The 13,301-nt window shown below is 60.0% G+C and carries 12 protein-coding genes; 8 read left to right on the forward strand and 4 right to left on the reverse strand.

The features are described from left to right. Positions 1-78: 78 nt before the first annotated feature. Positions 79-642, reverse strand: a complete 564-nt coding sequence (locus BLL42_RS25945; protein ID WP_236721935.1) for a Spy/CpxP family protein refolding chaperone — start codon at positions 640-642, stop codon at positions 79-81. Positions 643-952: 310 nt separating this feature from the next. Here BLL42_RS25945 and BLL42_RS25950 point away from each other — a divergent pair, with 310 nt between their 5' ends. After that, the gene (locus tag BLL42_RS25950) at positions 953-1,306 is read left to right on the forward strand and encodes a BON domain-containing protein (protein WP_071555418.1); all 354 of its coding nucleotides are present in this window, start codon (positions 953-955) and stop codon (positions 1,304-1,306) included. A 109-nt stretch (positions 1,307-1,415) separates the two neighbouring features. On the opposite strand, the gene BLL42_RS25955 is transcribed toward BLL42_RS25950, so the two are convergent. From BLL42_RS25955 to BLL42_RS25965, 3 genes are all read right to left on the reverse strand, one after another. Continuing rightward, a complete protein-coding gene (locus tag BLL42_RS25955; RefSeq protein ID WP_236721936.1) occupies positions 1,416-1,895 on the reverse strand; it encodes a TlpA disulfide reductase family protein in 480 nt (159 codons plus the stop codon). A 110-nt stretch (positions 1,896-2,005) separates the two neighbouring features. Then, positions 2,006-3,031 (reverse strand): TonB-dependent receptor, encoded by a 1,026-nt coding sequence (locus BLL42_RS25960; protein WP_071555420.1) that lies wholly within the window; start codon positions 3,029-3,031, stop codon positions 2,006-2,008. Between the two features lie 85 nt (positions 3,032-3,116). After that, on the reverse strand, positions 3,117-3,464 hold the full coding sequence (locus BLL42_RS25965) for a DUF2946 family protein (protein WP_161492358.1): 348 nt from the start codon (positions 3,462-3,464) through the stop codon (positions 3,117-3,119). A 679-nt stretch (positions 3,465-4,143) separates the two neighbouring features. Here BLL42_RS25965 and bcsE point away from each other — a divergent pair. From bcsE to bcsB, 7 genes are read left to right on the forward strand one after another with little or no spacing between them, the layout of a single operon-like run. Next, on the forward strand, positions 4,144-5,685 hold the full coding sequence (bcsE, locus tag BLL42_RS25970) for a cellulose biosynthesis protein BcsE (protein WP_071555422.1): 1,542 nt from the start codon (positions 4,144-4,146) through the stop codon (positions 5,683-5,685). Beyond that, positions 5,682-5,873 carry a cellulose biosynthesis protein BcsF gene (gene bcsF, locus BLL42_RS25975; RefSeq protein WP_071555423.1) on the forward strand — a complete coding sequence of 64 codons (192 nt, stop codon included), beginning with the start codon at positions 5,682-5,684 and terminating at the stop codon, positions 5,871-5,873. The genes bcsE and bcsF overlap by 4 nt, the downstream gene beginning before the upstream one ends. Further along, positions 5,860-7,488, forward strand: a complete 1,629-nt coding sequence (gene bcsG, locus BLL42_RS25980; RefSeq protein WP_071555424.1) for a cellulose biosynthesis protein BcsG — start codon at positions 5,860-5,862, stop codon at positions 7,486-7,488. The genes bcsF and bcsG overlap by 14 nt, the downstream gene beginning before the upstream one ends. Then, positions 7,458-7,700 (forward strand): cellulose biosynthesis protein BcsR, encoded by a 243-nt coding sequence (bcsR, locus tag BLL42_RS25985; RefSeq protein ID WP_071555425.1) that lies wholly within the window; start codon positions 7,458-7,460, stop codon positions 7,698-7,700. Before bcsG ends, bcsR begins: the two co-directional genes overlap by 31 nt. Then, on the forward strand, positions 7,697-8,419 hold the full coding sequence (gene bcsQ, locus BLL42_RS25990) for a cellulose biosynthesis protein BcsQ (protein ID WP_071555426.1): 723 nt from the start codon (positions 7,697-7,699) through the stop codon (positions 8,417-8,419). Before bcsR ends, bcsQ begins: the two co-directional genes overlap by 4 nt. Beyond that, positions 8,416-11,010, forward strand: a complete 2,595-nt coding sequence (gene bcsA, locus BLL42_RS25995; protein WP_071555427.1) for a UDP-forming cellulose synthase catalytic subunit — start codon at positions 8,416-8,418, stop codon at positions 11,008-11,010. The genes bcsQ and bcsA overlap by 4 nt, the downstream gene beginning before the upstream one ends. Further along, complete coding sequence (gene bcsB, locus BLL42_RS26000) at positions 11,007-13,301, forward strand: cellulose biosynthesis cyclic di-GMP-binding regulatory protein BcsB (protein WP_071555428.1); 2,295 nt, start codon at positions 11,007-11,009, stop codon at positions 13,299-13,301. Before bcsA ends, bcsB begins: the two co-directional genes overlap by 4 nt.

The following is a 13,301-nucleotide window of genomic DNA, read 5'->3' on the forward strand; positions in this document are numbered from 1 at the left end:
TCTGAAAAGCGGCCCGCTGCGTTCCAGTGGGAACCGGCCCCGCAGTGGTCGGTTCGCCTGGTTGAAGGTCGTGGCATATCAATGAGATTTTTTCGCTGACTCCTGCCGGTCCTCCCGTTTCTCCTCTTCATTGCGGTACAGCGTGTCGGCATGTTTTTTCTGATCGTCGGAAAACCTGCCGTACAGGGCGCTAAACGTCGTTGCAAGCTTCTGCATATTGTCTGCGTGCAATTGGGCCAATTTGGCATAGGACACCATCGCGTCATCGGCATTCAACGATGAGAGCTTCCCTGCACGTTCCACAAAGGCTGTATCGGCGTTATGCGCGTTGTCGCGTATGGTTTGCGCATAGGCATCCCATTGTGCTGACTGCTTGTCGGTGATTTTCAGCTTGGCGTGCAGTTCACTGATCCTCTTCTCTACAACGTCCATGTGCTTTTTAGCGAGAGTGGCAGCCGTCTGTGACGGTGCGGCAGGACTGCTCGCTGTCGTCTGTGCCGAGACAGAAGTGGTGAGGAATGCCAGCATCAACGCTGCCCGCACAGCCGCTTTAAGTACGAAGCTTTTCATGTCTTTATATCCGGATTGAGTTGTCGAATTGACGACCGCCGCATGGGATATATCGGTGTGAGCGGCGGTCAATCGGGGTTCATGCGGCTACGGAGCTAATAGCCGGGTGGAGGATATCCATTGGAATTGTACGAATCGGGATAGTACGGCCTGGGGTAATACCTGACCCCCGGTGGTGGTGGTGGTGGTGGTGGTGGTGGTGGTGGTGGTGGTGGTGGTGGTGGCTCCCGGTAAATCACGGCGGGCGGCGCGGGTCTGTTCGGTAGCGCACGCTTGCGCCCGGCACAGAGCGACTAAAGCGGACGTGTTGGGGGACAGCGCTCCGACCGCTCACAGCAGCCGCACTATAATTAATCTGTTGATGACACGAGAGAGGTCCTCCATGAAAACTCACTCCTTCCAGCATTACTCTCATAATCTGGGAATGGCCGTTCACGACGCGTGGATTACTACCCGGGTGAGGTCGGCCCTGGCATTTTCAGAACCGACGCTCGGCATGCATGTCAATGTCAAAACCCATGCAGGTACGGTGGCGTTGAGCGGCCGCGTTAACACCCATAAAGAATGCGAACGGGTGGTAGAGCTCGCCCGTTCGGTGAATGGCGTCAACGAAATCGATGCCAAAGACTTGCTGACTCATGTGTTCACTCCAGGGCATCTCCCCGAAGCGCCCAACGCTGAAGAGAGCACCGAGTATCGGCCTCAATCGTCGGCAAAAAAGATGGATGACCAATGACGCCGGCAACCCAGTGAGTGCCGCGCTCCCGGCTGGGGAGCGCGGCGCAGAGCAGAAGTGTCGGGTGCTTTTTGAATGGGTATCCTTCGGCAATTACCTGACCACTGACTCAATGCGCTGTCAGTAATGGCGTCACGAGTTTATCCAGCAAAGGCAGATTGATTTTCGGGTCTCCCACGCTGCCGTCCTTACGCACCACACCTTGCCTATCGATGATGTAGGTCATCGGCATGCGCCAGATTCGGCCAAATCCTTTGAAGTCAGCATCACGCTGGAACGCCGCAGGATAGCTGTAATGGGCCATGACCTTCTGCACCATCTGATCATCCTCTGGCTCATCCATGCTGATCGCAATAATCTTTAGCCCTTCGCCTTTGTGCTGCTGGTAATAGGTCTCCATGGCCGGCATTTCTTCGCGACACGGCTCGCACCAGGACGCCCAGAAATTCACAATCACCACCTGGCCAGCCTGTTTCTGTAAATCAAACGTTTCGCCATTCAGCGTTTTTGCCGTCAGGTTCGGAGCATGCTCGCCTACATCAATCGCCCATGCGGGCAGACAAACCAGGCTGCAACAGAGCGCGAACAACGGCAGTAGTCTTTTTGCGGACATCAGGTTTTCCTCGGGTTCCGATCATCAAAATACCGCGACAAGGCGTCGGTGAATGTCACCGACGCCCGACATCATCAGTCTGCGAACTAGAACGAGTAGCGAGCCCCCATGGTGGCCGTATAGCGCGGAGCAAGCTGCACACCGTTGACGTTTTGATACACCGGCACCTGCACGAAACTGTAAAGCGAGACCTTTTTGCCGAGCGGTACTGTCACGCCCGGGCTGAGGTAGGCCAGCGTTCCGCCAGTACTGATGGTGTCGGCATTGGCGCCGTCATCGTGCTCGACGTGTCGCACGTTCAGCTGAATTTGCGGCATGACGTAGGCGTTGCCCATGTAACGCAGGCCCACGTTCAGGTTGACGCCATCGCCGGGGCGATAGTGATCGCTGGAGTTCAGCGCTTTCTGCACCAATGCCTGGCCGAAGTAGTCCCAGTTCTTGTTCAGGGAGTCCATGTAATAGACACCCAGAATGCCATCGGTGGTGCCGGTGCCGGGTTGCAGGCCACGATCAATGGCCACCGGATCTGGAGCGGTGGGATCGCTCGACGCAGCAGTGTCGTCATGCGCGCCGGTGGGCAGTTTCAAGCCAAACATCACGCCCAAATTATGCTGCGGCGTAAACCCCTGGTAGCGGCCGATAATCTTGACGTCCCCCAGGCTGGAGGTCTTGGAGTCGTACTGACCGCCACCATCGCCCGGCGTGGTGCCGTCTGATGCGGTGCCCAGCGTGCTGTGGCTGCGAAAGATATAAGGCACTTGCAGATCCACGCCCCAGCTCGGATTGAAGCTGTAATCCAGACCCAGTGTCAGATAATCATTGCGCGTGTACTTCTCCACTTCCTGGGCATTGCCGTTGTTGGAGATTTGGCTCGCGGCGCTTGGGGAAATGGTACTGGTACCGCTGCGCAACTGGTTCTGATTCAGGTAGTCGTAGCGCAGATCCAGTTTCAGCCCGGACGAGTTGCTGATGCCCAGGTTGTCCCAGTCGGAGCTGAGGGTGCAGCCGCAACTGGCACAAGCCAGCGCAAGGTGCGGGAATAGAGCGGTGACAGACAAAACCGCGAACGGCAATACGGTACGCCGGGTACGGCGCAGTGATGGCATGACCATGGAGAGGGCATTCCTTGATGAAGTTGCAACGCATAGGGGCAAGCATCCCGAGCAGGCAGGGGATGGTTGTTCATCGCAAAAGAAATCAGGAAAGAACAGGCGGGCCGCGTGGCTCCGAGATCAGCCAGACGGCGCTGACGTACGGTTTATAGGCCGCTTGGGCAAGGGCTATGTCTGTGTGGCCGGAGTGCTGCCATTGAACGATGCTGGGCGGTAAACCGATGTCTACCGCATGCACGACGCACAACAGGCAGTGGCATTCGTGATACTGGTCCGGCGCAGTGGGGTTGCCGGTAGCTGGGGCCTGAACGTGTCCGGCCATGTTGCAGTGTTCGCCCATCTCCATCGGCTGCCCATGTGCAGCAGGCAGCCACAGCATCGCGCTCGGCAGCAACGCTGCAAGCATGGCCAGGCACATGGCAAGCTGACGCAATGAGTGGGGAATCCGGGACATGGATACGAAAGGAGCGTCGTTAATTGTTATCAGGCCGAAATGGCAAAATCGAAATACGGGTATTGCCTTGGGGGCACATCAATCCAGGTGCCCGGCTCGCTAACGCTAGTGCTGATCCCACGACGTTCGTCCGCGACGTTCGTCCACGACGTTCGTCCTTCGTCGGCGCCAAGGGTGACAAACTATGGTAACAAGCACAACGCATCAACAATGCCTGCGACATTGCGCCACAATCCGCGACCAGACTGACCTTCTTTTCGCCAAAAAAATGGCGAAATATTGGATTTAACCGTTTGCTCGTAATATTTGACATTGTTTGTTACGACTTATTGACAGTGGCAGTCCGGCATTATCACAATTGCGCGCCATTACCGAGGTAGTAAGAGAGTCTGGGAATGGTGATCGGCGGAGAATGCAGCGTCTCGTTTTCTTCTAGCCGCTCAATATTGCTTTGAAAGCCACTACCTGAGCATCATTAGGGGGCTGCTTGGCAGTGCGACATTCTATTTATGCTGACTAACGTCTGACTCTGAGCCTGGCTCGGAGCCTGGCTCGGAGCTCTAGTATCAGTCGTCAGCAAAATGACTCCCTTGCAAAGCTGTGCCGGGGAGTAGGTGCTGATCGCGCCGCATCCGGTTCAAAGGAAAGGGAGCTACATTTGAGTCAGGTCACCTTAGGTATCCGCCACCTGCGTGATGAGCAGATCTTGTTGCGCGACGGCGGGCTTTATTGGGTGGCAGTGGATCGGGTGAGCGATTCTGCCGCGCTGGCGGTCCAGTGCCTGGCAGCGATGCCGGTCAATGCACGAGCAATGTTGGTGTGCTGCGAGCATTCAAGTCAGGACCTTGCCGAGAAGCTGGCGGCAGATACCGGTCCTGGTCAGCTGAAGCTGTTCGACATCAAAAAAGCCGACATCGGCCTGACTCTCAAATCGCTGGTCGGCGAACTGACCCGTGCTGCTCCGGTTGCCGGCACGACCATTGTGCTGATGCTGCCGGACAGCGCATGGCAGAGCGACGTCGCGCCAGAGTTGCGGCATTGCTGCCTGTCCCTGAGGCAATGGCTGGACGGACGCCAATGCACCCTGTTGGTGATCAGCCATGGGCAGACGCATCAACTGCATGAGCGCTTGTTGCGGCTCAACGATACGATCTCCGGGCTCGCTCAACTCTATCGCCGTGATGGTGGTATTCGTTATCAATTGCACTACTGGCACAGCGAACGGGGCGTATGCAGCGGGCAAGAGTTCGAGCTCGATTTGCAGGAGAACGGTTTTGCGCTATCGGTCAATGAGCAGGCCAATGTGCAACTGACCCATACCGATGACCAGCGAATCTACCTGACCCAGCGTTCGGTGCTTGAAGGCTCGCCGCCGTTGTCGGATCAGTGGAGGCTGTTCGAGAACCGCGAGGATTTGCTCCAGCAAGCCAGCCACGCTCGTGCGGCCAGCATCATCGTGGCCATCGACAGCAACCTGCAGGTCGAAGAGTTGGCCCGTCAGATTCACGCCCTGCGCGAGCGCTGCGGCATCGCGCTGAAGATCATCGTACGCGAGATGGAGCCCTGCCTGCGTTATCGGGACGAGCGTTTGCTGGTGTCCTGCGGTGCCAACATCACCGTGCCCTATGGGACGACGCTGGCGCACTTCTTCAGCATCATCGACAGTGCCCAGGGCCAGACCTGGCGCCGGAGCCGCACCACCGACTTCCAATCGCTATTCGAACGTCTGCGGCCGCCCGCCGAGCGCGGTCTGTTAACGCCCCGGGAATTCATCAGCATGGTGGAGCGCGTCTATAATGGCGCCTCTGGCGAAATCAGCCATCAACTGCTCCGACTGATACCGCGCGGTGGCCTGGAAATCGAGCAGTACCTGAATCAAATCGGCTTGCGTCGTTTCGGTGACGTTGCCTGTGTGGTCGACGGTGCCTTTTATCTGTTCCTGTTTGCCTGTCGCGCGGACGGGCTGGAACCCGCCTTGGGGAATATCTGCCGGCTGGCCTGGCGTGATCTCTTCAGCGATTTCGAGATTCTCCCCGGCGTTGAAGCGTTGCCGCGCGAGGACTTCCTCACGGCGCCCTTGCTGCCTCCCACGTTCGTTCTGGCAGAAGAACGAACGGCCGGTAGCTCCGCCGAAGCCGCCGGGCGTGCTGCCTATTCGCCTCAATGCACCACACTACCCATTACGGACCCCTGTTCATGAGTTATTCCGAGCTGATCCAGGTGATTGGCCTCAGCAGCCTGCTGACCCTGGCACTGATCGTGGTACTGATCAGGTTTGGTCGCCATTTTCTGTCCGTTGTGCAGGGCCTCTTGCCCCCGCGTTACCTGAAATCCCGTGGCGTGCGTCGTCGCGCCCCTGTCCAGGGGGAGCCCCATGAGCCGGTATGAAGTCATTAACCCGGCGTCAGTGCGCGTCTGGCCGGGACTGGGTCCCTGGAATCTGTATTTCATCCTCAAGTTCGTACTGCTGTGGGCGGGTTACCTGAACCTGCAGGTCTTGCCTAACCTGGTATTCGCTGCGGCGTTGCTGCTGCCGTTGCCGCATCGTTATCTGCGCATCCTGCGCACAGTCGTTGCGATCCCCGTGGGCGTTGCGCTGTTTTATCAGGACACCTGGTTTCCTCCCTTCAGCCGCCTGCTGGCCCAGCCTGGTGTGCTGGAGTTCTCCGGTGCATACGCGGTCGAGCTGGCGGGTCGTTTCATCGACTGGAACCTGTGTGCGCTGCTGGCTGTGCTGGTGGTGGTCTATGCCTTCGTCCGGCACTGGCTGCGCCTGACCACCCTGAGCGTGCTGGGTTTAGCCTGGCTGGCCGGCGCCAATGTGCTATCCCTGCACTCCGACAGCGAGCCGGTCGCGGCGCCGGCCAGTAGCACCTCCGTGGCTGCGGTGAGCACGGCCGTCCCGGACAGCGCGACACTGGAAGCCTACCTGCAAAAATTCTATAGCACCGAGGCGGGGCGTCAGGTGGAGTTCAAGCCTGCGACTTCTGCTGTGCAGCCTTTCGACCTGTTGCTGATCAATATCTGTTCCATGGCCTGGGATGATCTGGAAGCCGTGGGCCTGCGCGATAACACGCTGTTCCAGCAGATGGACGTTGTTTTCGACAGCTTCAACTCGGCCACTTCCTACAGCGGTCCGGCGGCCATCCGCCTGTTGCGCGCCAGTTGTGGGCAGGTACCGCACAGCAAGCTCTACGGCACAGCCCCGGAGCAATGCCTGTTGATGGACGATCTGAGCAAGCTGGGCTTTTCCAGCGAAGTGATGCTCAACCACACCGGGCAGTTCGAAGGCTTCCTTGACGAAGTCCGCGCCCAAGGTTCATTGCCGGGCCCCGCTGTGAGTACCAGCAAATTGCCGCGTGCACTGGTGGGCTTCGACGGTGCGCCGATCCTGCGCGATGCTCAGGTACTGGACACCTGGTGGAAGCACCGCGAAGCAGAAAAGAGCGATCGCGTGGCGCTGTTCTACAACACCACCACCCTGCATGACGGCAACCGCATGCTGACCGCTGATGGCGGGACCAAGAGTGGCGATTACAAACCGCTTGCCCAGGGGCTGATCGATGACCTCAATGGCTTCATAAAACAACTGGAGCTCAGTGGCCGTCGGGTGGTGGTGGTGATCGTGCCGGAGCATGGCGCGGCGCTGCATGGCGACCGCATGCAGATATCCGGCATGCGCGAGATCCCGAGTCAGTCCATCACCCACGTGCCGGTCGGCATCAAGCTGGTGGGCATGGGTCACAACCCCAATGCTGCACCCCTGCACGTTACCGAACCGAGCAGTTTCCTGGCCCTGTCGGAACTCATCAGTCGCCTGTACAGCGCCCAACCCGAGGCGGATGGCCAGGGTCCTAGCTGGTCGGCCCTGCTGAGTAACCTGCCGCAGACGGCGGCAGTCTCTGAAAACGCTGGCACGGTGGTCGTTGACTACGGCGGAAAACCTTACATACGAATCAAGGAGAAAGCAGGATGGCTGCCCTACCCACAGCGCTTCAAGTGAAGGCCGGGGTGCAGTCGCGTGCGGATCGTGCCGATGACATCGCCCGCCTGAAACTGGAGCTTGAGCTGCCCGAACTGGACTACGTGGACACGTCTGCGCAGATCGAAATGCAAAAGGCCCTGCATCGCTGGCCACTGCTGGCGGAGATGGATCGCCTGCAACCGGTGGTCCAGCCAATGATGCAGAAGTCCGAGCGGGAGACGCTGCCGTGACCTCCCTTAGTCTGCGTGGTCTGCGCGGCGGCGTCGGCACCAGTTCGTTGCTAGCGGCCACTGGGCATGCATTGCATAGTCTTGGCGAGCGCGTGCTGCTGGTCGACATGTGCCCGGAGAACCTGCTTCGCCTGCACTTCAACGTCAGCGTCAGCGAACCTGGCGGCTGGGCGCGCGCCATGATCGACGGGGAGGGATGGAACACTCAGGCCTGGACTGTGGAGCCGGGATTGAGCGTGTTGCCTTACGGCCGCCTGAAACTGGAAGAGCAGGATCAAATCGAGCAGCACCTGCTAAACGAGTCGAATCTATGGCGCCGCCGACAGGCTAGCCTTGCCGAACACTTTGACTGGATCCTGTTCGATGTGCCCTTGCGACTGCCCGGTCATGCTCGTGTCGGACCCTGTGCGTTGAGCCTGCAGATTGTCGAGGCGGATGCCGCCTGCCATGTGCTGTTGCAGCAGGAAGAAGCCCCCAGCGAGCATCTGCTGATCAACCGCTTCGACCCGGTCAGCCAATTGCAGCGCGACCTGCTGCTGATCTGGCGCAAACAATATGGTGCCCGCCTGCTGCCACTCAACGTGCATCAGGATGAAGCCATGCGCGAAGCCCAGGCGTTCAAGAAACCGGTGGGTGCTTATGCCGAAGCCAGTCTGGCTGCCCAGGATGTGCTGAGCCTGGCCACCTGGTGCCTGACTCGACGCTTGGGGACGGTATGATCGCTCGCGTTTTCCCTTATGTTCACCTGCGTCGGCGCTATGACTGTGCGCCGCCCGTTGCGCTGCTGCTGGCGACAATGAGCGCCCTGGCGTGGTTACTGTTGCGTCTGGAGTCACCGAACTGGCGCGCTGTGCTCGATCAGCCAAAGCGCTGGTATCCGCAACTGACCAACAAGGCACCGAGCCTGGGCGACCCGGTGCGCTATGCGGTGCAAAGCCTCTGGCTGCTGCTGGTTCGCCCAGACAGGCCGCGGGCGTGGACGCTGTCGACCCCGGCCTGGCTCAAGGCCGTCGGGGCGCTGTACCTGCGGCTATGGACGCGGATTGGCAAGGTGTTGGAAGAGTTACCCCGGCGCGCCGAGGCCAGCCAGCAGATTCGCCAGAGCAGCCGTTGGTGGAAAGGCCTGGACCGTCACAACCAACGATTGGTCAACGCGGCCATTGGTGTCGTCGCCTTCATTTTTACGTTGCTGTGCATCACCGAGCCCTTCGGCTACGTCGCCCAGCTGGTATTCGTCTTGTTGCTGTGGGGCCTGGCCATGCTGGTGCGGCGGGTTCCGGGACGCTTTCCGACGTTATTGATGGTGGTGTTGTCGACCATCGTCTCGTGCCGTTACCTGTGGTGGCGCTACACCTCGACCCTGAACTGGAACCAGCCCCTGGATCTGGTGTGCGGGATGATCCTGCTGGTGGCCGAAACCTATTCTTGGGTGGTGCTGATCCTGGGGTACATCCAGACGTGCTGGCCCTTGGGCCGAAAACCGGCGCCGCTGCCGCGCGACACGCGCTTGTGGCCCAGCGTCGACCTGTTGATCCCGACCTACAACGAAGACCTGTCAATTGTGCGGGGTACCGTGTACGCGGCCATGGGCATTGATTGGCCGGCCGACAAGCTGAACATCTGCATTCTCGACGACGGCAGACGCGAGAGTTTCCGCCAGTTCGCCGCCGAAGTAGGGGTGGGCTACATCACTCGCAGCGACAATCGTCATGCCAAGGCCGGTAACCTCAACCACGCGTTGAAGCAACTGAACGGCGAGCTGGTCGCCCTTTTCGACTGTGACCACATACCTGTGCGCTCATTCCTGCAAGTGACCACCGGGGGTTTTTTGCGTGATCCGAAACTGGCGCTGGTGCAGACCCCGCACCATTTCCTGTCACCGGACCCTTTCGAGCGCAACCTCAATGTGTTCCGCGAGCAGCCCAACGAAGGCGAGCTGTTCTACGGGTTGATTCAGGACGGCAACGACATGTGGAACGCGGCGTTTTTCTGCGGCTCATGCGCGGTGCTGCGGCGCAGCGCGCTGGACGCGATCGGCGGCTTTGCCGTCGAGACAGTTACCGAAGACGCCCACACGGCGCTGCGCCTGCACCGCAACGGCTGGAACTCGGCCTATATCAAGGTGCCGCAAGCGGCCGGCCTGGCAACCGAAAGCCTGTCAGCGCACATTGGCCAGCGCATTCGCTGGGCCCGTGGCATGGCGCAGATCTTCCGCACCGACAACCCCTTGCTCGGAAAAGGCCTGAGCTTTTTCCAGCGCATCTGCTACGCCAACGCGATGATGCACTTTTTGGCCGGCCTGCCGCGCCTGGTGTTTCTGATGGCACCGCTGGCGTTTTTGTTCCTGCATGCCTACATCATCTACGCCCCGGCGCTGATGATCCTGCTGTACGTGCTGCCGCACATGATCCACGCAAGCCTCACCAACTCGCGGATGCAGGGCGCCTATCGTCGGACGTTCTGGGGTGAGGTGTACGAGACCGTACTGGCCTGGTACATCGCGCGCCCCACCACCGTTGCACTGCTTAACCCCAAGAAGGGCAAGTTCAACGTCACCGCCAAGGGCGGCCTGATGGAGCAGAACCAGTTTGACTGGAAAATCGCCCAGCCGTACTTGCTACTGGCGTTGCTGAACATTGCCGGCCTGGGTTTTGCCGTCTGGCGTCTGATCTGCGGCCCCCGCGACGAGATCGTTACCGTTGTGGTGAGCATTCTCTGGGTGGCCTACAACCTGCTGATCATCGGGGGCGCCGTGGCGGTCGCCGCGGAAGTGCGCCAGGTTCGCCAGACCCACCGTGTATACGTCAAGTTGCCCGCTGCAGTGCGCCTTGAGAGTGGTCACTGTTACCCAGGCATGTTGCAGGACTATTCCGACGGTGGCGCAGGCATCCAGCTCGACACCTCGCTGTCGCTAGCGGTGGGCGGGAGCATCTCGCTGATGATGCAGCGCGGCACTCGTGAATTCCTGTTCCCGGGCTATATCAGCCGCAGCCACAAGAACTTCATCGGTATCAGCTTCACCGGCCTCAATGCACAACAGAAAATCGACTTTGTGCAGTGCACGTTTGCCCGCGCCGACGCCTGGCTCAATTGGAACGAGAACTTCACCCCGGATCGCCCGCTGCACAGCCTCGTGGACATTCTCAAACTTGGCGGCACCGGTTACTACCGCCTCTACGAATACCTGCCTGCCTGGATCCGCCGCATCGCCGGCCCGCCTTTGCGAATGTTGCGCTGGGTGGTCAGTTTCCTGCCACGCATGCCGGCGGCTGCCCCAATTCCCAACTCCCCATCAGTGAGCGCACCATGAGCCGCTACTTCAGCAAATCCCTTGTTGCCAGTCTGGCGCTCCTGGCCGCCGGTTGCGCCTTGGCCACCACCGCACCTGTTCCTGTTCCTGTTCCTGTCGCGCCGGCCGCGGTCAGCAACGTACCGAGTTGGAGCACCGCGTACAGCTTCGAGCAGTTGGGCCGTCCCGCCGACAGCCTGTTGCTGGGTATCCACAATAGCGACCAGATCGAATTCAGCCTGCGCCGCGATCGCATCGCCAGTGACGCGAAACTGCAGCTGGAGTACACGCCGTCGCCTTCGCTGCTGCCACAGACCTCGCATTTACGTGTGTACCTCAACGACGTGCTGATGAGCGTTGTGCCGATCGAGAAGGACCAGTTGGGTAAGAGGGTCAACCAATCGGTAGTCCTGGACCCGCGTCTGATTTCGGACTTCAACCGCGTACGCCTGGAGTTCGTCGGCCACTACACCGATATCTGTGAAGACCCGGCCAACAGCACGCTGTGGTTGAACGTGGGGCGCAGTAGTCAGATCCAATTGCAGGAACAGGCACTAACGCTCAAGAACGACCTGGCTTATTTTCCGATGCCTTTCTTCGACATCCGAGGCCAGGACAAGCCGGTCATCAATTTGGTCTTCGCTGATGCGCCGACCCTGGGCGAGCAGCGTGCAGCCGGTATCCTGGCGTCCTATTTCGGCAGCCAGGCCGCTTGGCGTGGTGCACGGTTTCCCGTTCTGTTCGACCAGCTGCCGCCCGCCGATGAACACCGTCGCGCCAAGTCGGTCATTGTCTTTGCCACCAACGATCATCGTCCGTCCTTCCTGGCTGACACAAACAAGTTCCCGGTGGTGGACGCGCCCGTTGTACAGATGATCGACAACCCGCAGGATCCCTACAGCAAGATGTTGCTGGTGTTGGGTCGCAACGACGATGACCTGGCTGTGGCTGCCCGCGCCCTGGCCCTGGGCGCCGGCGCGTTCCGTGGCACGCACGTGACCGTCAACAAGGTCGAGCAGCTCAAACCTCGGGTGCCTTATGACGCGCCGAACTGGATGCGCACGGACCGCTCGGTACGCTTCGCCGAGTTGATCAAGTACCCCGAGCAGCTTCAGGCCAACGGTCTGCAGCCACGGTCCATCACCGTGGACGTGAATCTGCCGCCTGACCTGTTCGTCTGGCGTAACCAAGGGATCCCGCTGCAAACCAAGTTTCGTTACACGCCACCGTCGGTCAACGACGAGTCGCGCTTGACCATCAGCCTGAACAACCAGTTCATCACCAGTCTGCCGCTGCTAAGCAAGACCGACAGCCGCCTGGAGGAGCTGCGCCTGGCGGTATTGTCCAACGAGTCGGCTAACCTCAGCGACAAGCTGCTGGTGCCAGCGCTGAAGATTGGCGACCGTAATACCCTGCGTTTTGACTTCAACTTCGCCAGCACTTTCAGCAGTTCCCAGCGCGACCGTTGCCAGACTTCGCTGCCGGTGAACAACCAGGCCGTGATCGATGAAGAGTCGACCATTGACTTGTCTGGCTACTATCACTACATCGCCATGCCCGACCTGCGCGCCTTTGCCCGAGGCGGTTTTCCATACAGCCGCATGGCTGACCTGTCGGAAACCCTGGTGATGGTCCCGACCCACAGTCGCCCTGTGCAACTGAGTACGGTGTTCGAGACCATTGCCGGAATCTCTGCGCGCTCAGGCCTGCCAGCGTTTGGCCTGCGATTCTTGGACAACTGGGACGACGCCGGGGCGGATGCCGATCTGCTGGTATTCGGCGCTATGGCGCCGGGCGTGGGCGATGGTGCCGATGCCAATCTGGTGCTGGACAAGACGCGTGCCTGGCTACTCAAACCGTCCAATGAGCGGAGCGGCCAGTCGGCCCGTGCCGGCCAGTTCAGCGATGAACGCGACCTGGGTGCCAACCGCGTCGAAGTCAGTGCCCAGGCACCGATCGCCGCGATCGTCGGCTTGCAGTCGCCGTATCACCAGCAGCGCAGCATTGTGGCCTTGCTGGCGAGCGATGACGCCGATTACCAACTGCTGCGCGACACCTTGGGCGACTCGGGAAAAATGGACGCCGTTGCCGGTTCCGTGACGCTGATTCGCAGCAGTGGCGTAGACAGCAGTTGGGTGGGCCAGCAGTACTTCGTCGGCCACCTTCCGTGGTGGCTGCTGCTTTGGTACCAATTGTCCGAGCACCCGATCCTGCTGGCGGTCATGGCCACCATCAGTGTGCTGCTGACAGCGTTCCTGCTGTGGCGCGCACTGCGTTGGGCCGCCCGTCGTCGCCTGGCTGGTCAGGAGTAG

The organism is Pseudomonas frederiksbergensis, assembly GCF_001874645.1.
GTDB classification, from domain to species: Bacteria; Pseudomonadota; Gammaproteobacteria; order Pseudomonadales; family Pseudomonadaceae; genus Aquipseudomonas; species Aquipseudomonas frederiksbergensis_B.